This window comes from Streptomyces sp., from assembly GCF_031178505.1.
GTDB classification, from domain to species: domain Bacteria; phylum Actinomycetota; class Actinomycetes; order Streptomycetales; family Streptomycetaceae; genus Streptomyces; species Streptomyces gulbargensis.
The window spans coordinates 22,331-41,738 of the sequence record NZ_JAPSIW010000007.1; the positions used below are offsets into that span (position 1 = coordinate 22,331).

The window sequence follows — 19,408 nt, forward strand, 5'->3', positions numbered from 1 at the left end:
TCCCCATCACCCTGCTGTGACAATCCGCAGGGTATGACCTGTAGGGAGCAGAGCAGTTCCCTCGGGGCCGACACCAATGTCTTGCAGCTCGCTAGGCAAAGCGCTCACTGCGAGTTCAGCGAGCCCGCGGAAGCGATCGACGGCGAGAGCCGCATCGAACGTACTGCCCGTGTCGTACAGTCCAAGCCACAGCATCTGCTCCCACTGCACGGTTTCCGCCCACGGTGCGAGGCCGCGAACGAATGCCGCCATCTCGGCGGTACTGGTGCTGCGGCTGCGGTCACGGGTGGGATCGAGTGGTGCTTCGGGAGTAGCAGGTGAAGCCTCCACGGTCACGGAGACTTCGTTGATTGCGCCTTGAACCTTGTGGATGACTGGACGGCCGGGCGTCAGGAATTGAACGCCGAGGGCCTTCGCTGCGGCCGGGACGAGAGCGGAAGGGTGCTCTTGAGGGAAGATCGGTCCGCGGATGCGGACAGAACCGCTGGGTCGGCACGTGATGCTGAGTCGCTCCACTTCTCCGAGCAGACCCAGCAAGTCGGACGTTGTGGTCAGGATGCCCGCCATCCTGATGTCCGGGCTGACCATGCGATCACTCTCCTGCGAGTGGGTGTTCGAAGGGGCTGAGGGCAGAGTCTTAGCAGGTCAGGGTGTATGTGGGCGATTCATGTGTCAGCTCGAAAGCGCTCCCCCCTGGTCCACAGTGGAACGCAGCCTACCCGACAGATCGCGCTCTTTTCCTATTAGGAAAAGGTGCGGTCGCCAGGGGAGTTGGTCCTTCCCTCATCGCGCATAACCAGAATTATGCGCGGCTCAAACGATCTTGTTTGAACGGCGCCTTGGCGTCGATGTCATCAATATGATGACGCCATGACTCAAGATCCCAACTCGTACGCGCGGGAGGCGGCGGCCTTGGAGCGACTCACCCGCCGCCACGGCGGCGAGCGCTACCGCCGGCTCAACTCCCACGGTGGCCCCTACCTCGCAGCCACCCCTCTGGAGGCGGTGCTGCTGGTCGTCAATGCTTTGGACCGCGATGGCGAGGGCCGCGTCACCGGCCAGGACACGGAGGACGCGATCCTGCTCCTAGACCGTGCCCGTGGCGAACTCGACCTCCACGAACTGGAGCTGGTCGACCACGCTCGCCTTCACCACGGCCGTACCTGGGGGCAAGTCGCCGAGGCGGCAGGAGGGGGACGAGACCGCCGCATCGCCCAAACCCGCTATAGCCGCCTGCGGGAACGCACGCCCGGCTACACGCCGCCGGCCGCCCCCCAGGAAGCCACCCGCGTATGAACGGCGACTACGAACACACTCGGGACCACATCCGGGCCACCCGTGGCCCATTCACCGACGAGGAACAGCGTGCAGCGGAGCTGGAGCTGGCGATGCTCCATGCCGACGGGCACCTTCTGCACCTGCGGGCGTCCGAGGGCGATCCGCCGACGCTGGAGGAGTGGGGGACGCACTACCGCCGCACCGCCCCGCTGCTGGTGCGTCTGGCACTGTCGAACCCGGGACGCTATGAGGAGATGGCCCGCGTGGCAGTGCGGAAGTGGAGCGAGGCCGAGCAGCTCGAAGTGGCCGCCATCGCCGCGGTGGGCACGGGCGAGGACGCCGAACGCTGGCTCGCGGGTAAGGAGGGCGACGCATGAGGGCCCAGAACACCCCCTTCTCCGACGCAGGCTCGCAGGACGAGGACCCAGTGCCGCCGGTGGCGGACCCGACGACGGGGGAGATCCGGCTCCTGGAAGACCGCTGCACGACCTGTGTCCTGAACCCCGCCGTGTCGGCCGCTCCGCTTCGCCCGGGGCGGCGGCAGCAGTTCATCCGCGAGGTCCGGGACTGCGGCGGACAGATCGTGTGCCACTCGACGGTGCCGCCCGTCGTGCCGGAGGACTTCCCCGCCGCGATGTGCAGGGGTTTCGTCGATGCCTACGGGCTTCCCCAGGCGGCCCGGGAAGCCATCGTGCTCGGGATCGCGCACATCGTGGAAGTCCCCGACCCCACGTGGACCAGCGCCAGTGCGCACGGAGGGCTTCAGCAGTGAACGGACCGAAGTCCGGCCAGGTCCAGATCCCGACCAACCTGGTCGTCATGCGGAGACAGGAAGACGGAAGCGCCCTGCTTCCCGCCCATCAGGTGACGGAGCTACTGCGCACTCTGTCCACGGCCTTCCGGGATCACCCGGAGATGGACCCTGCGGAAGGACTTGCCTCCCTGGCGGACCAGCTCGACCTCATCGTCATCACTGCACTCGGCAGCGACACTGAAGGAGGCACGTGATCACACCCCCCATGCTGCGGCGTCCGGCGCCGCGCCCCCTCGGCACCGACCCGGCCCACGCGGAGCACGGCGCACCGGTCGCACGCCGGGGAGAACTCGTTATGGCGCCCAGGGACGCCAGTTTCCTCCGCAGCCCCAGCATCGGCGGCGACACCCAGCTGCACGTCGCCGTCTTCACACAGCAGTACGCCGTCGGGAGCGGCATGGTCGGCATCGCCGCGGCGTGCGACCCCGTGCGCATCCTCCTGGACGAGGGCCTGCTTTTCATGGGGCCTACGAACTCCCCAAGTCTCGCTGTCGTCGCCCCGGCTGCCGAGCGCTGTTCGAGGCGGCCGACCGGCAGCACGACGACCTGGAGCGCATGAGGGCGTACTACGGTCTCCAGGAGCGCCACGGCGTTCGCTTCGGCCTGGCCGTCCGCGTACGGCACGACGGCCGCCCCGGGATCGTCGTCGACACCTCTGGCCGGTACCTCCTCGTTCGCCTGGACGACGATCCTCGGCACGTGACACACGCGATGGAGTACGAGACCAGGCCGGGGGAGTGGGCTGCCGCCACCTCACGGCCGGGGGAGCCCTCTCGCTCAGGAATCAGATGACCGTGCGTTCCGCGCGAAGGAGCCCTTACACCGATTCACCGCGGTACGAGGGCCCCTTCAGCGTGTATCAGTCGGTGCCAGGTCCGTTCCCCGACGTCAGAGGAAGAGGCTGCTGAGCAACCACACGGCCCACAGCAGGGGGACGAGGGCCACGTACGCCAGTGGGCGCTGAAGAACTGGCTTTCCGGGGACGGCTTGAGGACGGCCAGGTACGGGTGTGGGAGCCGGGAGTTGCTTCAGCTGACGATAGGCGTCGAAGTTCGAGAGCAGGGCAAATGGAGTGCCGGCCAAGAAGGAAAGTGGCCCCCACCAGCCTTGCCACAGTGTTCGCGTGGTCATTTCACGCACGAGCGCGGTTCCGCAGGTAGCGCAGAACGGGCCGTCCAGCGTCTGCCACCTCATAAGAAGGATCAGGCCCTGATGCGAGCGCACTTGAACAGGTGCAACGGGGCCCGCCCCACAGATGCGGCAGCCGACCGGGGGAGCTTCGGGAGGTCCCGCGGGCGAGACCGAATGCCACGGCACGTGGTCGCCGGTCCGGCCCTCGTTCAGGTACCACGCCGGTGGCTGATACTCGGGTACGAACGTCGAGGCCGGGTCCGGGTCGGGGCTGCTTGGGGTGTGTGTCGTCATCGGGAGTCCACCATCCGGTACTCGATGCCGGTCACCCGCGGCTTGGCCTTCGGGCTCAGAATCGCCAGTGCCTGGCCCTCGAACTCGTCAGTGACCACATCGCGCCGCGTGTCGTCGTAGACCGATTCCGTGGGGCCGGGGGTGATGTCGAAGCCGCTCATGTAGCGCGGCTTGAGCATCACCTCGCTGGTGTGAGCGGTCGGGAAAAGGGCGACCACCCCGCCGCCTTCCAGCTTCAGCGCGTACACCTTCGGGTGCGCCGGCTCCTTGGCGAAGAACTTCTCGGTCGCGTATCCCTCCAGGTCCTCGTCGACGCCTTCCTTGTAGACATCGGTCGAGCCCTTCGAGCTCTCGGTCGTGGCGAAGGTGTTTCCGGCCGTCTTGCCGCCTGTCTCGAAGAAGTCCTCGTAGCTCTCGCTGAGCTGGTCGGGGGCGAGCGCGCCTACCTTCTGGGACGGGTCGGCGGGCGACACGTAGCCGTGCTTGTCAACAGCGATCTTCGGGATCGGCTCGTCGGCGTAGACCGTCATCACGACCTTGTAGGTTGCGCCGTCGACCTTGTCGAAGACCACCAGGACACTCCCGGCCTTGGGGTCGGCGCTGGAGTGAGCCTTGATCGCGAACCAGGTTGCCCCGCTGTCGGCAGCAGGGATCAGGTACTCCCGGTCCCGGTAGAAGAAGTCGGTCTCGTAGTACTTCTGGTCCTTCTCGGACCAGGTCTCCCACTGCTCGAAGTCGGCCGTGGACTGCTCATGAATCTGCCCGGCCTCAACGGTGCCCAGGAGCTTGGCGTCCTGGCTGGCGTTTGCGCGGTTGTTGACCTTCTCGTAGTTGTCGACGACCTTCTTGGCCTCTTCCTTCGTGAGGAGGCCCGGCGGGGCGGAGGTGGGGCTCGCGCTCCGGGTGGGCGTGTCGGCGCCACCGTTGTCTGCCCCTGTTGCGCAGGCGGTGAGAGTGAGGGCGGTGGTCACGCCGATGGCGAGCACCGGCAGACGGCGCAGGCGACGTGGGGGCAGGGCGGCAAGTCGGGACATGAGTGGTGTTCCTCCTCCTGGAACGGTGATGTGTGGGGGGAAGTGGTCTGAAGGTCAGGCCGCCGGCCGATGCGCGCGGCGAATACCTGCGGCGAAGTCGCGTGCGGCCGCTGCTGCGGCCGCGGCAGGGTCGCCGGTGGCGGCCTGCATGCGACGGATGACGGCGGAGCCCACCACCACGGCGTCGGCGTAGGCGGATGCCTGCGCGGCACGGGCTGGGGTGCTGATGCCGATTCCGACGGCCACCGGCAGACGGGTAGCGTCACGAAGGCGTCGGACGAGGCGGGGCAGGTACGGGCTGAGAGGCCCGGCCGTGCCGGTCCGGCCGGGCGCCGCGGGCGCGTATGTCATGCCACTGCTGCTGGTGCCGATGGCGGTGAGTTTGGCGTCCGATGCGTGGGCCGGGATGAGGGGGATGCTGTGGAGGCCCGCCGCCCTGGTTGCGCGGTGCCAGTCGGCGGCCGCACTGTCGGGCAGGTCGGGCACCAGCACGCCCGCACCGCCGGCTGCGGAGAAAGTTTCAGCGAAGAGCCCAGGCCCGTACTCCTCGACCGGGGCCCAGTAGGTCATGACCACCAGTGCGGCCGTAGTGGACGACGCGAGGTCGGCCGTCGTGGTGAAGAGATCCCGCATGCGATAGCCGTTGTCCAGGGCCTGGGCCGCCGCGTGCTGGATGGTCGGGCCGTCGAGATGGGCACGCCGGTGGGGCACTCCCAGCTCGAGCACGTCGCAGTGGGGCGCCATGGCATGTAGCGCTTCGAGACTGCCGGAGTGGGTGGGGTAGCCGACCGGGAGGTAGAGGCCGAGCGCGGCGCGGTGCTGGCACCTGCTCCTGGCCAGGGCCTGGTCGAGTGCGGAGGCGGGCCAGGACGGCGGCGTGGAGGTGAGCATGAAGGCCTCTCGATGAACAGGTGGATTGGCGTGCGGTGGGGACGGCGGCGCCGTGTTCACGGCCGGGGTACTCGGTAGAGGCCCTCGCGCTCCAGAGCCCTGATGACGCGGTAGTCCGCCTCCACGGCCTCCGGCTCGGTGCTGCTGAGAACGACCTCCGGTTGGCCGGTCGTGGAGGGGCCGTTCGTGCTGGCCCGAAGGGCATCGCTGACGGCGACCACCGTGGGCAGCTGGCGCACGATTCGGCCCAGCCAGGGGTCGATGCTGTCGCCGGCCCGCGCTTGAAGGTGGACGCGTACGACTCGGCGGGGAGGTGCCGGCGCTGAACTCAGCTCAGTACGTGGCGCCGGCAGCCATGCCTCCAGTGCTCGCGCGACGCGGTCCTCACCGGTGGCGGCCCGCAGTGCCTCATCGGCCAGGGAAGCGGTGGGAGGCGCCGCGAGAGCAGAGATCAGCAGAGGGCCGCGTCCCTCGCTGTAGGCGACACGGCTGGTCACCGGGCCGCAGACCACCCCAAGGGCGTCCAGGGCCCGCAGCAGGTACATCGACAAGGCGCGGGGGAGGAGCTGGTGACGGTCGAGCAGGTCGGTCCGGTCCAGCATCCCGTCCCGACCCCGGGACTCTGCCCAGACGTCGGTGATGCAGTGCTCCGGAAAGCCGTCGGGGCCGGGACGGGACACGCTGTTGATCACGTACTCGCGGGGGGAAAGCTGCTCGGTCAGGACCAGGTGCGCCGAACCGGAGTATCGCGCCGCCGCTCGCCGCAGGGCCGGCCAGGCCGCCCTGATGTCCAAGTCGGTGGCGCAGGTCACGGCGGGCACGGGCGTTCCGGCTGCCGCAGGCGCCAGGGTGTATCCGTCCAGCCTTTCGACATCCGCCCACCGGAGCGCTTCAGCGAGACTGCTGGAACGGATGGTCCGGGCTGCCGGGACGCCCGCCCGTTCCAGCGCCGTGGCCTGTGCGCCCCGGTCGTAGCGGAGCGCCGATGCTTCGGGGTCCCCGGCCGGAAGGCCGAGATGCCACGAGATCCGCTCGGCGAGCTCGATACCGGCGGCGCTGCCCGGCAGGAGGGCGGTGACTCCCGCGGCCCGCAGGGCCTTCACGGTGGGACGAAGGGAACCACGGTGCTCGACAGTTCCCGCGTACGGGCTGGCTGCGTCGGCTGGCAGATCCAGCGGCCGCAGTCGGGACGCGAGGGTGACGGCGATGGTCCGGACGCCCCGGCGTGCGAGGGCTCCGGCGTATGGGCAGCCGGGGAGAGGAGCGACCACCGCGGCGGTGCTGGTGGCGGCGCGGGGCCGCGCGGCGAGCACGAGCGCGGCGGACGGTATGGCCATGGGACTGTCTCCAAGGAGAGGGGGCTTCAGCGTGTGCAGCTGGCGGTGTAGGCGGCGGTGGCGATCGAGATGTCGAGGTGGCTGGCCACCTCGTCCAGGAGCTCCCGGCAGGTGGCTTCCGACTCGCCCGTCACGACCCAGTGCGCGAGCCGGTCGGAGAGCGTGGCGTGCGGCGGTGCGGAAACACGAGTGCCGGCCTGCTGGCTGATCACCGCCCGCTCGACGAACGGCAGGGCGTGCAGGCCCGGCGGGAAGGCGGCGCGCTCCAGCACGCCGGACGTCTCGGGGTAGGCGAAGCGGATAGCGGCGGCGCCTCCCGCGGTGGGCTCCAGCTGCGGGGGCATTCCGGTGGCGAGGGCAGCGGCCACTTGGGCGAGGTCGATGCCTAGGGCGTGCTGCACCAGCAGGGGCAGCAGATCACCGCCCAGCCGGCCGTTCACCTCTACGATGCGCGGCCCCGATGCCGTGAGCATCACCTCGACGCACAGGACGGCACAGGTCAGGCCCAACGCGTCAACGGCGCCCTGGATGACGCGGGCGAGGGCGGCATCGGTCAGCAGGGGGTCCGACGCGGCGACGACGTGTCCGTATTCCTGTGTGGTGCCGGCCGGTGCGGGGAGCTTGCGGGTGACGGCCAGGATGCGGGCCTCTCCCGAGCCGAGGACCGCTGTCTCGACGCTGATCTCCGGTCCGTCGAGCCATTCCTCGACCAGGACGCCGGCCGGACCGTACTGATCGAGGCCCAGCACGGTCTCGTGGCTGGCCCGCTCGTAGGCAACGCGGACCTCGGATGCGGTGTCGGCGCGGACGACGCCGGCGCTGCCCGCCATGGCGCGCGGTTTGACCACGACCGGGTAGCCGATCGTGTCGGCATGCGCGACGGCCTGGGACGCGTCATCGGCCTCCAACGCGCGGGCAGACGGGACCTGGTGTCGGTCGAGGAGCCGTCTGGTGACGCCCTTGTCCCGGCAGGCGGCCATGGCCTGTGGGCTGCTGCCCGGTAGCCCCAGCTGTTGCGCGAGTTCGGCGCTGGTCACGACGTGGTGCTCCATGTACGTCATGACCCCGCAGACGTCACGGTCCGCGGTGAACGTCTTCACGGCGGCGGCCACGTCGTGAGCGTCGGTCAGGTCGGCCTCGATGTGACCGGCCAGGTAGCGCGTCGCCCAGTCGGGTGCCGCGGCGTCGACGAGGACGACGGAGTGCGCGGCCGCGATGCGGGCGAGGACGGACTCGCGGTAGGGGGCGCCGTCGCGGCCGCCCGCCCCGAGCAGGAGCAGGAAGGGTGCAGGCACGGAGGTCTCCTGAAAGTGGTCGATTGCTCGTGAGGAGGTGGTGACGCTGCGGGGCGCCGGAGTCGGCCGCCGGACCCCCCCCAGGCGATGAAGGGGGGGGCCGAACGTGGGGAAGGCGGCCGGCATGGTCAGGCCGTGAACCGGTGAGCGCGGCAGTCCAGGGGGCGGCCGCCGTTCTTCACCACGCACACCTCGATCTGGTAGGTCGCGCCCTCCTGGAGGTTGAAGTAGCTGGCGTCCTTGGAGGTGCACTTGCCGTCGTTGTAGTTGTCGACGACGCGGTAGAGCAGGCTGTCGTTGATGGTCAGGATCTGGACGAGGGCCTTGTAGCCGTCGGTGTTGATGTCGCAGGCGGTGGTCTTGTCCCCGTACGAGGTGAAGTAGCCCTTGCTCTTGTTAAGGCTGCTGTACCACCAGCCGCTGTTGGCGGCTGCCGGGGTTGTGCTCAGGGCCAGCGCGGCGACTGCACCGAGGGCGGCGGTGGGCAGCAGGCGGGTGAAGACGCGGGTGATACGCATGAAGGACCTCTCGGGTGCTGGTTACTTGACGGGCAAGGCTTGGTGGGTGCGCGGGTGGTGCATCAGGACGGCGAGCGGCAGGCAGGCTGCGGCGCCGATGAGGCCGCACAGGGCGGTGGTGACCGCGACGAGCTGTGGACCGCCCTGGGTCAGGGACCAGCCCGCGAGGGCGGGGGCGCAGATCACGGCGGCCGCTAGCGTGGAGCCCCAGATCCCCGCGTAGAGTCCCCGGGCCTGCGGCGGGGTGATCTGGTCGAGGAGCGCGGTTGCGGCAACGAAGACCACGATTTCGCCGGGGATGCCGATGCACGCGGCGATGACGTACTGCGGTGTGGAGTCGGCGAGGCCGGCGGAGCCAAGACCGGCTCCCAGGACCAGGGAGCTCACGGCCAGGAGCGGGACCATGGACGCTCCGCGTGAGGCTCTGCGGGCCAGCCACCGGTTGAGGGGAACGGACAGGACGAGGACCGTGCAGGCACTGGCTACCTGCGTCCAGCCGTAGGCCGATGCGGGCAGTCCGGCGTCGTCCATCAGCAGGGGCAGGATGGAGAAGAGGCCGGCTACGGGAATGAGTGCGCCGAGGCTGACCAGCCACAGCAGCCACAGCCGGGCGTCCGTGACGGCCGTGCGGTAGGCGTCACGGCCGCCGACGGCGGCTGCACCACGGGGCGTGGGGCGGTCCTGCTGCATGCAGGCCAGAGCCGTCAGCGCGAAAGCGGCGCAGGCAACAGCGTTGATCCAGTACAGCGCGGTCAGGCCGGTGGTCTCCGACAGCAGGCCGCCGGCGGCTCCCGTGGTGGCGGCGCCGACGTTGATTCCGAAGTGTCTCCAGCCGTTGATGGAGGCGCGGGCTGCATCGTCGGAGACGGTGTCTGCCACCACGGCGGTGATGACGGGCCGCGGTGCGTCGTAGACGGCGCCGACCACGGCCGAGGCCAGGGCGACGGCGACGGGGTGGGACAGTCCGCCCAGTAGGGGCAGTGTGACCGCCGCGAGCAGCATGGAGCCCACGAGTGCGGCCCGTCGGCCGACGATGTCCGCCAGTCGTCCCAGAGCGATCTGGCCGACGAGCCAGCCGACGCCGAAGGCCGCCAGGATCGTGCTGATGCCGGTGGTCGAAAGAGCGAGCTCGCTGAGGCGGTAGGAGAGAAATGGGTAGGCGAAGCCGGCCGCGCGGACGACGCTGGCTCCGATCACCAGGACCCAGACGATGGGGACCCGTCCGGTCCGCGAGGCAGGTGTAGGGGCAGGCTCCTGGGCAGTCGGTCTTGCAGCAGGCAGGTCTGTGGTGGGCACAGGTGCTCCAAGAGGCACGGAAGGGCGGCGAAAGGTCGATCGCCGGGGGCTTCGGGTAGGCGTAAAGGCCTGACGTTGAGTGGGAGTGGGGCGCCGTCAGGGGGCGACGGCGCCCCACTGGCCGGAGAGTTCGCGGCGTGGAGGAAACGCGCGGTGCCGTGACGATGCCGTACGGCAGCTCTCTCGGCCGAGCCCGGTCAGGACGGGGAAGACCCGACCGGGGGACTCGTGAAGCCGGCGCGCCGGGGCGCCGGTGAACGCCCGGACGAAGACCGATCCGGGGACGTCAGGCGGCAGTGCCGGTGAGGGCGCCAGCCGCGGGTGCGCTGGCACTGCCCGGACTGGTGACCGTCGAGACGGCGACGGGCGCGGCGTCGGCAGCTGCCGGCTGTAGGGCGCGCACGGCCGTTGGGGCCGGACACGCAGCGCGACGAGCGCCCGAGGCACGGAGAGTGAAGGGGCAAGACACAGCATCCTCCTGTCAGAAGGCGTGCTGAGGGTGCTGCAAAGGCTGTGTGGGAGCGCTTGCTGAGTTGCCGCAGCGGGGCCCTATCCTGTGCACGGCGTGCTGCAACACGCCTGGCACCCCCAGAGGTTGAACGGCTGTCTGGTGGGTGTGTGGGATGACTCGTGAGAGTCATCAAGTGGTGGCCGTGCCCTGCGCCAACAGGTCGCGGCCACCACTCTCTATGTCATGCGCATGCCATCCGGCGATCGGGGTGCGCGACGAGAGGGGTGGGGCTACCGGCCGTGGGCGGCGAGCGGTCGAGGCCGATGGAACGCGCTCCGCGCGCTGGTGGCGGGGGCATAGCCGACGGCCGAAGACCTGGCCGGTGAGGTGACCACGGAGTACTCCTGAGTCGTGCAAGGTGCTCAGCTCAGTGGCGCCGGCCAGCCGCCCGATCGAGCGAGACCGTGGCGGCTTGTGGGCCGATGTGACTGCCGATACTGCGTGACGCACCACGCAGGGCTGGAGCACCTCGGGCTTGGGTTCGGATTTTCGCTTCGTGTTGCGGGATAGTGCGGCATTCGGCAGCCCTCGCGCCAACAAGGGCAACCACGTTTTCGGCTGCGGCGTCGCGTTGTGCGACGGAGTAGCCACACGTGATCCTGGTGTAACACCGCGCACGCTGTCAACATTTGGATACAGCGACACCCGGCGAAGCGGCAGCTACTCTCCGCGCTCTGCCTTGGACGGGCGACTCTGGGACATCAGGTCATCCAGGGTGTCCAGAAGGGTTTCCAGTGAGGGGGCCTGGTCTCCGGAATGACGCAGAGCGGCCCGTTCCCCGCCCAAAGTCAGCAGTCGGTCATGCAGGGCGGCGGCGATGAGACCGTCCTTGATCTTCGTCAGCTGCTCGGCCAGAGCCAGCCCTTCCGGCTTGGACAGAAAGCCGTGACCGACCCCGTAAAGCTCCTCCAGTGGGCTGCTGTAGTCGACCTGGGCGGAACGCGTGCCGTTCACGAGATTGCCGATCATCGCGTGGGACAGGTCGACTGCGTCCCCGATCTTCCTGTAGCTCTGGCCCGCGCGAAGACGGTTCAGTCGCTGCTTGAGCAGCTGGCGGTAGTAGCTCTCACGTTCCTTCTTCGCGCGCGGCGGCACCTCGGGCTCTGCGCCGTCGAGGAGCTCACGCACGCGCTCCGGTGTGATCCCGGTCGCCGTTGAGATGTCCTCGATGTCGAGCACGTCCGCACGGCCGTAGCCGATGCGCTCCGCTGCTTCGTCGATGCGCTGAAGCAGCTGGGCGATGTCGGCCGCGGTCACCTCGCGGGGCAGTTCGGTCACGAGAGGGTCTCCAGAAGGCGTGACTGAGGGGACGGGCAGGCGCAGCGTATCCAGCCCGTATCACTTCGACCAGAACTGTATCCATTTGTTGACAGTCTAACTGTCAGTCCTCCAGGATCACCACGATCCAGGCCTGAGCCGAACCCGAGCATCAGGACCTCCCCCTACCGGCGATTCGGAATCCGGTGCAATGACTTTCCACCCTGAACAGCGGCCGTCTGCCAGTGTTCCGTTACAGGCAGGCTGCCCCTTCTCTCACAGCAATGGCGCCGTCCCCCTGTCCAGCACGCAGATGGTCGACGATCCGGACAGCTTTTACGCAGGCCTGCGCGAGCACGGTCCGGTCGTTGCCGTCCACCTTGATGGTGACGTGCCAGCCTGGCTCGTCACCGGATACGACGCCTGCAACCAAGTCCTGCGGGACGGACTTCTCTTCACCCGCGACCTCAGTCAGTGGCGTATCCCAAAGGAGGGCCGCCTTCCGGAGGGGTGGCCACTGGCCCCTCACGTTCACCCCATGCGCAACATGCTCTTCGCTCACGGCGAGGAGCACGTACGCCTGCGAGGCGCCTTCAAAACCAGCCTCGCCAAGATCGGGCAACGGCGGCTACGCGCCACCATCACCCGGGTAGCTGACGGCCTCATCGACAGCTTCGTCGGCGATGGCCAGGCCGACATCGTCAGCCAGTACGCCATCCCCCTTCCCGGCGCCGTACTGGCTGTACTCTTCGGCTTCCCGGCCCAGGAGTGCGAGCGGCTCCAGCAGGCGATCCTCACCCTTCTAGCCGGAGGCGAAGAGGCACTCGACGCCAACGCCGCACTCCACGGCCTCATCAACGCTCACGTGGACCGCCGCCGCCAGGAACCCCGCGCGGATCTTGTTACCTGGCTGCTCGAAGAGGGCCTGAGCTTCGACGAGACCCGCGAGACCGTGTGGCTCGCCATCAACGCCGGCGTCGGAAGCAGCACCGCCTGGACCGCGAACACCTGCGCCCTGCTGGCCCGGACAGAGGACACCCGGATCGATCTGCGCAGCGGCCTTCGCCACATCCCCGGAGTGATGCGTGAGGTGCTGTGGGACCACACACCCGTACAGCAGGTCATCGGCCGAGTGGCCACCGCGGACGCGGACCTCTACGGGACCATCGTCCGCCGCGGCGACCTCCTCGTTGTCAGCCCGGCCGGCGCCAACCTCGACCACGCCCGGATCGGCGGGGACAGCCACCGGTCCACCTACGCCGAGGACAACTCCAGTCACCTCAGCTGGGGCAACGGAGCCCACGAGTGCCCCGCCCAGGGACTGGCCTCCGCACTCGTCCAAGGCGGTGTCGAGCGCCTATGGACCCGCCTTGACGACCTCCATCTGACCGACCCCGACCAGCCCACCCGCTGGAATCCCTCGATCATCGTGCGCATCCCGGCCCGCCTGCCCGTCTCCTGGGACGCCAGACGGGCCCGTACGCGCGCGGAAACTCTCGCTCCCCTTGGAGACCGCTGATGGACCTGGCCACCTGCCCCGACGACGAGCTGTTCCTCCTCGATCCCCACGCCGCCAACGTCCTTGACGAAGGGCGCCGCCTGCGCGCACGGGGACCGCTCGTGCCAACCCTCCTCGACGGCGGGGTCCGCGCCTGGGCGACCGGCGACCGCGCCGTAGCCGAAGCAGTGCTGGGCGGCCGGCAGTTCCGCAAGAACCCCCTGCACTGGAGCGCCCTGCGGGCCGGAAACGTCCCCAGAGACTGGGGCATCCTGGAGTTCATCACCATGCCCGGCCTCCTCAACGAAGACGGCGACCGTCACCGGGAACTACGAAGCCTGGTGAGCAAGGCCTTCACGCCGAGCCGTGTCGAAGGCCTGCGCCCGCAGGTCACCGACATCGTGGAAGCCCTTCTCGGCGATCTCCGCACGGTGTCGGACCAGCACATCGACCTACGTCGCAGGTTCGCCTTCGAAGTCCCCATGCGGATCATCTGCGCGCTGTTCGGTCTGGACCTCAGCGCCAGCGAGGCACTCGCCCGCGACTACACCGCCATCCACGACAGCCGCAGCACACCCGAACAGGTCACCGCCGGGAAAATGGGCGTCGCCACCGTGATCAGTGCCCTGATCGCCGAGAAGCGCCAGAACCCCAGCGACGACCTGACGTCCGCCCTGATCACTGCCACGGACAGCGAGAACGCCGTCCTGGACGAAGGGCTGCTGATAGCCACCCTGATGCTCTTCCTGTTCGCCGGCCACGAGACAACCGCGAACCTCATCACCAACGCCGTCAAGGCCCTGACCGACCATCCCGAGCAGATCGACGCCATGCGATCGGGCACCGTCACCGTCGACCAGGTCGTGGAGGAGACCTTGCGGTGGAACGGCCCGATCAACACGGTGATGTTCCGCTATGCCGCAGAGGACACCACCATTCGGGGAACCGACGTCACGGTGCTGGCCGGTGAACCAGTCGTCATCTGCGTCGCCGCAACCGGCCGCGACGCCACGGCCTTCGGCCCGATGGCAGACACCTACGACCCCGGCCGAAGCGTCATCGCCCAGCACCTGGCCTTCGGGCACGGCGCCCACTACTGCATCGGCGCGCCCCTGGCCCGCATGATGGCCCGTACAGCGCTCACGCGGCTCGTCGAGGACTTCGACCTCGACAGGTCCCAGGCGCCGGAGGCAGGCCCGATCAGCTCCTACTCCTCCAACAGCGACACGGCGCTCTGGGTCCGGCTGTCCCCCTGCACCACGTCGCCAGCCGCAGCGTAAACGGCTTGCCGGGGCACGCTGCGGCGTGCCCCGGCCCCTTCCGCCCAGGTTATGACTGGCTGGTAATGTCTCTGCGCAGGTCAACGGGCACAGCCTGTCACGTATAGGGGAGCGGGGAACGTGCGAGGACCTAGGGGAAATCATCGTTGGACGCTTGACCGGCCTCCGCGGACTGACGCAGCGTGGACTCATTCCACATCCGGGAACACCACCGCGCGGTCGGAGGACTGATCCGCCCCATGTCCCTCACCGGCGCACATCCCCCACGGCGCGTCGGCCTCGCCCGCATCACCGAGGCCACGAGCCGTGCCAGGCAGACACTCCGTGAATCCCGTGCGATGAGCCGAGAGCGCCGAGACGCCTTCGGCTACTTCCACAACGACCTCGGCCTGCGTCCGGGAGCCAGCGTGCAGGACGTCCTGGACGCCATCGCCGGACTCCGCGGCCGCAGGGTCCAGCCGATCCAGCTGTCCTCACTGCCGCCCACCGTCAGCGGCATCGCGGTCCTGGGAAGCGACGAGCACGGGGTGGACTACATCGGCATCACCGACAGGATCAGCAGGCGGCACCAGGCACACGTCCTGCTGCACGAGGTGCGTCACCTGCGTCCTGGCGACGAGTGCGGCACGCAGCCCGGGAGTTCCATCGCCGTACACGATGACTTCGACGGTGTGACGCTGGCGAGCCTGCACGAGCAGATGTCGGTTCTTCCCGAAAGCGTCAGGCAGGAGATCCTCAGCCGACCCGCGAAGCTCCGCGCCGGCTACGGTGCTGACGAGGAACGCACGTGCGAGGTTTTCGCCCGTGTCGTGCTGCCGCTGCTCGACCTGGACGACACCAGCCAGCGCACAGGCTCCCTCGCCTCGGCCTTCAGTAATCGTCGATACCTCTGATGGAAGCCTTCGTCACACCCATCAACCTGGTCATCGCGGCCCTCACGCTCGGACTCGGCGTCGTGAAGGCACTCGCCGTTCGACAGCAGCGCGAATGGACGCTCCGGCTCACCGCTTCCGTGCTCATCATCGCCGGGTTGATCTTCCTGCTGGCCACCCCGGTCGTATACCGCGCCCTCGGCGCCGCCGTGGGCTCCCCCAACATTTGCGCCCTGCTGGTGCCGGCGGCCACGCTGACCTGCGTCGGCCAGGCCCACCTTCTCACCCAGCTCTGGCACGAGGACCGCCGCCGTCCAGCAGTCCTGCGGCGCACGGCCGCCCGCTGGGCCCCCGTGTACGTCGGCGCCATCACTGCCATGACCGCTCTGTATTTCCATGCCCCGCTCGGCCCGGCCGCCCCACTGCGATTCGCCGCCACCTACGCACATGTCCCGGAAGTCGTCGCCTTTCACTTCGTCTACTGGACAGCCCTCATCACCACCGTCGTCGTCACAGTCCGCGAGTGCAGACAACTGTCACTGCCTGTCCGGCCTGGTCTCGTCGGCGAGTTGCGGCGGGCGATCGGCTGGTTCGCTGTAGCTCTGGGCTTCGACCTGGTCAACGTCGGTCTTACTGCCGTTGCCCTGCTGGGCTCGAAAGCCGGCCCCAAGCGCCTGGAGATGGTGGCAGAGAGCGCATGGCTGGCAACCAGCGCCAGCTGCATCGCCGCCAACGTCGCGCTCGCCTCCATGGTCCTGCGGTCGCGCCGCGCCGAACGCCGAGACCGGCGGACACTGCTGGCCCTTCACGACCTGGTCGTGAAGAAGGACCCAGCGGTCGAGGCGGACCCGCACATCGTCCTCGCTCCCCGATGGTCACTGTGGACCGGATTCGACACCAGCCTCGAACTGAACTCGCTGATGGCAGAGATTCACGACGGGTGCGGAAGACTCAGCCCCTGGTGGAGTCCCGTCCCGGCCGCGGCCGTCACACGTCTGGCCACGGAGCAACCAGGTGGCGCCCCGGCAGACGGGAGCTGGGATCTCACAGCGGCGCAGGATGCCGCCACCGTGCTGTACGCAGCTCAAGCGCGTGACGCAGCGCAGCCCGCAGCGGACAACAGACTCGCCAAGCTGCCCGGCGCCGATGTCGAGCCCCACGCCGATCGACAGCACCTCGTACAGACCGCCCGCCTCCTCAACCACCGAATCGTCCAGGAGGCAGCCGAACTCGCCCACCAGGTCCAAGCGGTTGCTCGCGCGTCGTCGAGTTGAGGGACCGGCCGCCGGACGTGTTCCGCGATCTTGCTCGGGGAAGGGTCTCAGATGACCACCCACACGAGAGGACGCACACATGCCGGTGCCGAACATCTGGGCCATGCGAGCCGTTGTGGTCGGTGAATGGCTGCGCAAGGTCGCAGCTCCGTTCACTGCCACGCGCCGCTCCCGATAGATCGAGCGTTTCTAGTAGGGCCGCGGCCTTCAGAGAAGGCCGCGGCCCTACCGCTGTGCGCGCTGCCAGGCCTGACCGGACCGGGCGGCCAGCGATCATAGAGCGGGCACGCATGCCGGGCACCGGCTGACCTCGTACGGTGGCGGCATGACCGAAGCCGACCCGCCCCCAGCCCCGATCAAGGTCAGCTTGCCCGATGGCCAGGTCCTCCAGGGCCGACTCTATCGACGCCAGCAGTTCGAGCGGGCGGGGTGGCTGTACTGGGTTGGCCTACCGCTATGGGCAAATGACCCCGAGACCGAGACCGTCGCGCCCTCGGAGTACCGCGTCTTCCTGACGGCCGACCAGGCGAAGCCCATCGAAGGCGTCTCCTACGATCAGGTACCGACCGTCCATCTGCGCCCCCCGGAGCCCTCGCCGCCCGCCCAGGCCGAGGGCCGGTGGGCATTCAAAGTACGGCGAGAACGCACGCGGGGCGGCGGTCGTGACTCGGCCGTGGTGCACGTCTGGGATTGCCCCGACGCGGGCGACAGTGACGAGATCGACGTGCACGAAGCGCTGGACGCGTTGCGCCTGCCTGGCGCCCAGGCGTGCAAGCAGTGCGATGCCGCCGCGGCGCTGACCCCGCTGGTCTGAGCCGCGTATCTCCCGGCAGGCCCAGCGTACCCAGGCCGTGTGCGCCCCGATATCTTGAGAACTGCGACGAAGGAGAGGTAGATGACCGGCGCGCAGGCAGCTCTGACGCTCACGCAGGACGACACCATGAGGGAGTGCTGCCACGCACTGGCAGCCCTCTCCGAGGTTGTCGAGGACGTCAAGCCGTGACGCCGCGTCCGGAAGTCGCTCAGCGTCCAGCCGGCGAGGTCGTTCGGCCGCCCACCCGGGCAGAGGAAGCCTTCACCAAGATCCGCGAAGACCTGGGGCAGGTCGCACCGCGAGACCCGGCGGACGGACGTCTGGGCCCGCGCCGCTACCGCATGGACATTCTGCGGGATATCTGCACCGCAGAGACCTTCACCACGGTAATGAGCTGGCTTGCCTCCTCCACGATCCCGAGCATCAACAGCAAACGGAATTACGCCGACGACCTGCGGTTCTGGCACCAGTTCGCGCAGGAGCTCGGCCACGACCGCTTCTCGATCGGCTGCATCGCCCGTGGCGACATCACCACCTGGCGGCTCAGCGAGGAGAAACGCAACAGGGCAGACCGCAGCATCGCCCGGAGACTGTCCGCCCTCTCCTCTCTTATGACCTTCGCTGCCGAGGAGTCCCAGACCTACATCCCCAACCCGGTCACCCGCAGACACCGCCGGAGGATCGATCGGCACGATGAAACAACCGCCACGCCCATGATCGAAGTCGAGGACCTCAACGCCTTGCTCGAATGGGCGGAGTGCCTCCGCGACTTCCTGGTCATCTCCATCGTCTACACCTTCGCCGGACGCGTCTCCGAGTGGTGCAAGGCCGACGTCGAGGACCTCCACAGCGGTCGGACACCCATGATCGACCTGACCCGCAAGGGCGGCCAGGGCCGGCAATGGCAGCTCCCTCCCGACCTCCCAGACCTCCGCGACCTTCACGAACTGCTGCTCCGTCTCGTCGACGGCCGCACGGAGGGGCCGCTGCTGCTGGACTCCGAAGGGCGGCGCCTGGACCGGCACGACGTGGACCGCATCCTGACCCGGGTGGGGAAACGAGCCGGTGTCCTCCCCGGCCGGGACCTCACCCCCCACGTCCTGCGCGTAAGTCGCTTGACCCACATGAACGACGACCGCGTACCGCTGCCCGAAATTCAGGAATTCGCCGGGCACCGAGACCCGGCAACGACGATGTCTTACATCCGTCGCCGCGGCGATCAGGAACGCCGGGCCCGCCATGCGGCCGCCGGCGTGGCGAAGTTCCGCAGCCACCTGGACCGGTGGCTCGACATGACCGCTTAGCGCCGGGCAGCCGGGGCCCCAACCTCACGCACCCCTTTCGGGGAAGGTCTGCTCAAAGGAGCGTGATGGCGGACGGCCCCCTCGCCGCGGCCGCCGTGCGTTCCGGCAGTGGTATAGGAGAAGTCGACAGGCCACTACGGTGCCGACATGCGTATTTCCCGAAAGGTGACCAAGCGGCTCTCCGAGGAAGTTAAGTGGGTGGACGCCGGGCTGACCGTGGCAGCCCAAATGATCGACGACAACGCGCGCCGTAGTGTGCATGACGGCCGCCTGCCGGACGCTGTCGCCGACCTCGTACAGGCCAGCCGCTCAGTACAACGCTCCCTGTACGAAGCCATCAAGCTCGCGCTCTCCCAGGGGCACACCTTTGAGGACCTGGCCAACGAGTCGCACCTGTCGGCGGAATATTTGCAAGAAGCCTACGAGAGCTTCGACCCCAGCAGGGATGCCCGGCCGGGCCCCGACGAGGACGGGCGCGAGCCCTGGCGGGTGCTTGGGTGACCTGAGCCGTTCAGACCCCGGCACTCAGGCCCGGTGTCGCCCAACTCGGATCACTGTCACCACGGCGTGCCCTTTCTAGCCGGCTGCGCCGTTGACATCAGGTGCGGAACCAAGAAGAGCAGGCCATTCTTAGGACCCCCCTTGCTTAAATACTTAGGGGGGTGCTAACTTTCTGATGTCGGGAGGGAACGGCCCGCCCGGAGAAGGGG

At 68.6% G+C, this 19,408-nt stretch carries 20 protein-coding genes; 12 read left to right on the forward strand and 8 right to left on the reverse strand.

Features of this window, described 5'->3' with window-relative positions; all coding sequences use genetic code 11:
* Positions 1–6: 6 nt before the first annotated feature.
* Positions 7–588 (reverse strand): hypothetical protein, encoded by a 582-nt coding sequence (locus RIF68_RS01880; protein ID WP_309049317.1) that lies wholly within the window; start codon positions 586–588, stop codon positions 7–9.
* A gap of 282 nt (positions 589–870) precedes the next feature.
* Between RIF68_RS01880 and RIF68_RS01885 the strand changes: the two genes are divergently transcribed.
* Genes RIF68_RS01885 through RIF68_RS01905 form a run of 5 tightly spaced genes read left to right on the forward strand, consistent with a single transcriptional unit; the run spans position 871 to position 2,651 of the window.
* On the forward strand, positions 871–1,296 hold the full coding sequence (locus tag RIF68_RS01885) for a hypothetical protein (protein ID WP_309049318.1): 426 nt from the start codon (positions 871–873) through the stop codon (positions 1,294–1,296).
* The gene (locus RIF68_RS01890) at positions 1,293–1,655 is read left to right on the forward strand and encodes a hypothetical protein (protein ID WP_309049319.1); all 363 of its coding nucleotides are present in this window, start codon (positions 1,293–1,295) and stop codon (positions 1,653–1,655) included. The genes RIF68_RS01885 and RIF68_RS01890 overlap by 4 nt, the downstream gene beginning before the upstream one ends.
* Positions 1,652–2,050, forward strand: a complete 399-nt coding sequence (locus RIF68_RS01895; protein WP_309049320.1) for a hypothetical protein — start codon at positions 1,652–1,654, stop codon at positions 2,048–2,050. Before RIF68_RS01890 ends, RIF68_RS01895 begins: the two co-directional genes overlap by 4 nt.
* A complete protein-coding gene (locus RIF68_RS01900) occupies positions 2,047–2,286 on the forward strand; it encodes a hypothetical protein (RefSeq protein ID WP_309049321.1) in 240 nt (79 codons plus the stop codon). The genes RIF68_RS01895 and RIF68_RS01900 overlap by 4 nt, the downstream gene beginning before the upstream one ends.
* Complete coding sequence (locus RIF68_RS01905; RefSeq protein ID WP_309049322.1) at positions 2,283–2,651, forward strand: hypothetical protein; 369 nt, start codon at positions 2,283–2,285, stop codon at positions 2,649–2,651. The genes RIF68_RS01900 and RIF68_RS01905 overlap by 4 nt, the downstream gene beginning before the upstream one ends.
* Positions 2,652–3,513: 862 nt before the next feature.
* Here the strand turns inward: RIF68_RS01905 and RIF68_RS01910 are convergent.
* The 7 genes from RIF68_RS01910 to RIF68_RS01940 all read right to left on the reverse strand — a co-directional run bounded on the left by RIF68_RS01910 (position 3,514) and on the right by RIF68_RS01940 (position 11,677).
* Positions 3,514–4,551 (reverse strand): hypothetical protein, encoded by a 1,038-nt coding sequence (locus RIF68_RS01910; protein ID WP_309049323.1) that lies wholly within the window; start codon positions 4,549–4,551, stop codon positions 3,514–3,516.
* A 54-nt stretch (positions 4,552–4,605) separates the two neighbouring features.
* Positions 4,606–5,442: a tryptophan synthase subunit alpha gene (trpA, locus tag RIF68_RS01915; protein WP_309049324.1), complete on the reverse strand. Its 837-nt coding sequence runs from the start codon at positions 5,440–5,442 to the stop codon at positions 4,606–4,608.
* Positions 5,443–5,498: 56 nt separating this feature from the next.
* Positions 5,499–6,779 carry a hypothetical protein gene (locus RIF68_RS01920; protein WP_309049325.1) on the reverse strand — a complete coding sequence of 427 codons (1,281 nt, stop codon included), beginning with the start codon at positions 6,777–6,779 and terminating at the stop codon, positions 5,499–5,501.
* 26 nt (positions 6,780–6,805) lie between these two features.
* Positions 6,806–8,074: an ATP-grasp domain-containing protein gene (locus RIF68_RS01925; protein ID WP_309049326.1), complete on the reverse strand. Its 1,269-nt coding sequence runs from the start codon at positions 8,072–8,074 to the stop codon at positions 6,806–6,808.
* Positions 8,075–8,202: 128 nt separating this feature from the next.
* Positions 8,203–8,592 (reverse strand): hypothetical protein, encoded by a 390-nt coding sequence (locus tag RIF68_RS01930; RefSeq protein WP_309049327.1) that lies wholly within the window; start codon positions 8,590–8,592, stop codon positions 8,203–8,205.
* 21 nt (positions 8,593–8,613) lie between these two features.
* Positions 8,614–9,789, reverse strand: coding sequence for an MFS transporter (locus tag RIF68_RS01935; protein ID WP_309049328.1), 1,176 nt, complete (start codon positions 9,787–9,789; stop codon positions 8,614–8,616).
* A 1,270-nt stretch (positions 9,790–11,059) separates the two neighbouring features.
* On the reverse strand, positions 11,060–11,677 hold the full coding sequence (locus RIF68_RS01940) for a hypothetical protein (RefSeq protein WP_309049329.1): 618 nt from the start codon (positions 11,675–11,677) through the stop codon (positions 11,060–11,062).
* A gap of 517 nt (positions 11,678–12,194) precedes the next feature.
* On the opposite strand from RIF68_RS01940, the gene RIF68_RS01945 reads away from it, so the two are divergent.
* From RIF68_RS01945 to RIF68_RS01975, 7 genes are all read left to right on the forward strand, one after another.
* Positions 12,195–13,175: a hypothetical protein gene (locus tag RIF68_RS01945; RefSeq protein WP_309049330.1), complete on the forward strand. Its 981-nt coding sequence runs from the start codon at positions 12,195–12,197 to the stop codon at positions 13,173–13,175.
* Entirely contained in the window at positions 13,175–14,434 is a 1,260-nt protein-coding gene (locus tag RIF68_RS01950) for a cytochrome P450 (protein ID WP_309049331.1), read from the forward strand. Before RIF68_RS01945 ends, RIF68_RS01950 begins: the two co-directional genes overlap by 1 nt.
* 338 nt (positions 14,435–14,772) lie before the next feature.
* Positions 14,773–15,327, forward strand: coding sequence for a hypothetical protein (locus RIF68_RS01955; protein ID WP_309049332.1), 555 nt, complete (start codon positions 14,773–14,775; stop codon positions 15,325–15,327).
* Entirely contained in the window at positions 15,327–16,580 is a 1,254-nt protein-coding gene (locus tag RIF68_RS01960; protein WP_309049333.1) for a DUF6545 domain-containing protein, read from the forward strand. Before RIF68_RS01955 ends, RIF68_RS01960 begins: the two co-directional genes overlap by 1 nt.
* Before the next feature lie 325 nt (positions 16,581–16,905).
* Positions 16,906–17,394 carry a DUF6233 domain-containing protein gene (locus RIF68_RS01965; RefSeq protein ID WP_309049334.1) on the forward strand — a complete coding sequence of 163 codons (489 nt, stop codon included), beginning with the start codon at positions 16,906–16,908 and terminating at the stop codon, positions 17,392–17,394.
* A gap of 185 nt (positions 17,395–17,579) precedes the next feature.
* A complete protein-coding gene (locus tag RIF68_RS01970) occupies positions 17,580–18,698 on the forward strand; it encodes a site-specific integrase (protein ID WP_309049335.1) in 1,119 nt (372 codons plus the stop codon).
* 147 nt (positions 18,699–18,845) lie between these two features.
* Positions 18,846–19,199, forward strand: a complete 354-nt coding sequence (locus RIF68_RS01975; RefSeq protein WP_309049336.1) for a hypothetical protein — start codon at positions 18,846–18,848, stop codon at positions 19,197–19,199.
* Positions 19,200–19,408 lie beyond the last annotated feature (209 nt).

Bases quoted from the DNA above. Each gene is read 5' to 3' on its own strand.
- RIF68_RS01880 (WP_309049317.1), bottom strand. From the start codon at position 588: ATGGTCAGCCCGGACATCAGGATGGCGGGCATCCTGACCACAACGTCC.
- RIF68_RS01885 (WP_309049318.1), top strand. From the start codon at position 871: ATGACTCAAGATCCCAACTCGTACGCGCGGGAGGCGGCGGCCTTGGAG.
- RIF68_RS01890 (WP_309049319.1), top strand. From the start codon at position 1,293: ATGAACGGCGACTACGAACACACTCGGGACCACATCCGGGCCACCCGT.
- RIF68_RS01895 (WP_309049320.1), top strand. From the start codon at position 1,652: ATGAGGGCCCAGAACACCCCCTTCTCCGACGCAGGCTCGCAGGACGAG.
- RIF68_RS01910 (WP_309049323.1), bottom strand. From the start codon at position 4,551: ATGTCCCGACTTGCCGCCCTGCCCCCACGTCGCCTGCGCCGTCTGCCG.
- trpA (WP_309049324.1), bottom strand. From the start codon at position 5,442: ATGCTCACCTCCACGCCGCCGTCCTGGCCCGCCTCCGCACTCGACCAG.
- RIF68_RS01920 (WP_309049325.1), bottom strand. From the start codon at position 6,779: ATGGCCATACCGTCCGCCGCGCTCGTGCTCGCCGCGCGGCCCCGCGCC.
- RIF68_RS01930 (WP_309049327.1), bottom strand. From the start codon at position 8,592: ATGCGTATCACCCGCGTCTTCACCCGCCTGCTGCCCACCGCCGCCCTC.
- RIF68_RS01945 (WP_309049330.1), top strand. From the start codon at position 12,195: ATGCGCAACATGCTCTTCGCTCACGGCGAGGAGCACGTACGCCTGCGA.
- RIF68_RS01950 (WP_309049331.1), top strand. From the start codon at position 13,175: ATGGACCTGGCCACCTGCCCCGACGACGAGCTGTTCCTCCTCGATCCC.
- RIF68_RS01955 (WP_309049332.1), top strand. From the start codon at position 14,773: ATGAGCCGAGAGCGCCGAGACGCCTTCGGCTACTTCCACAACGACCTC.
- RIF68_RS01960 (WP_309049333.1), top strand. From the start codon at position 15,327: ATGGAAGCCTTCGTCACACCCATCAACCTGGTCATCGCGGCCCTCACG.
- RIF68_RS01965 (WP_309049334.1), top strand. From the start codon at position 16,906: ATGACCGAAGCCGACCCGCCCCCAGCCCCGATCAAGGTCAGCTTGCCC.
- RIF68_RS01975 (WP_309049336.1), top strand. From the start codon at position 18,846: ATGCGTATTTCCCGAAAGGTGACCAAGCGGCTCTCCGAGGAAGTTAAG.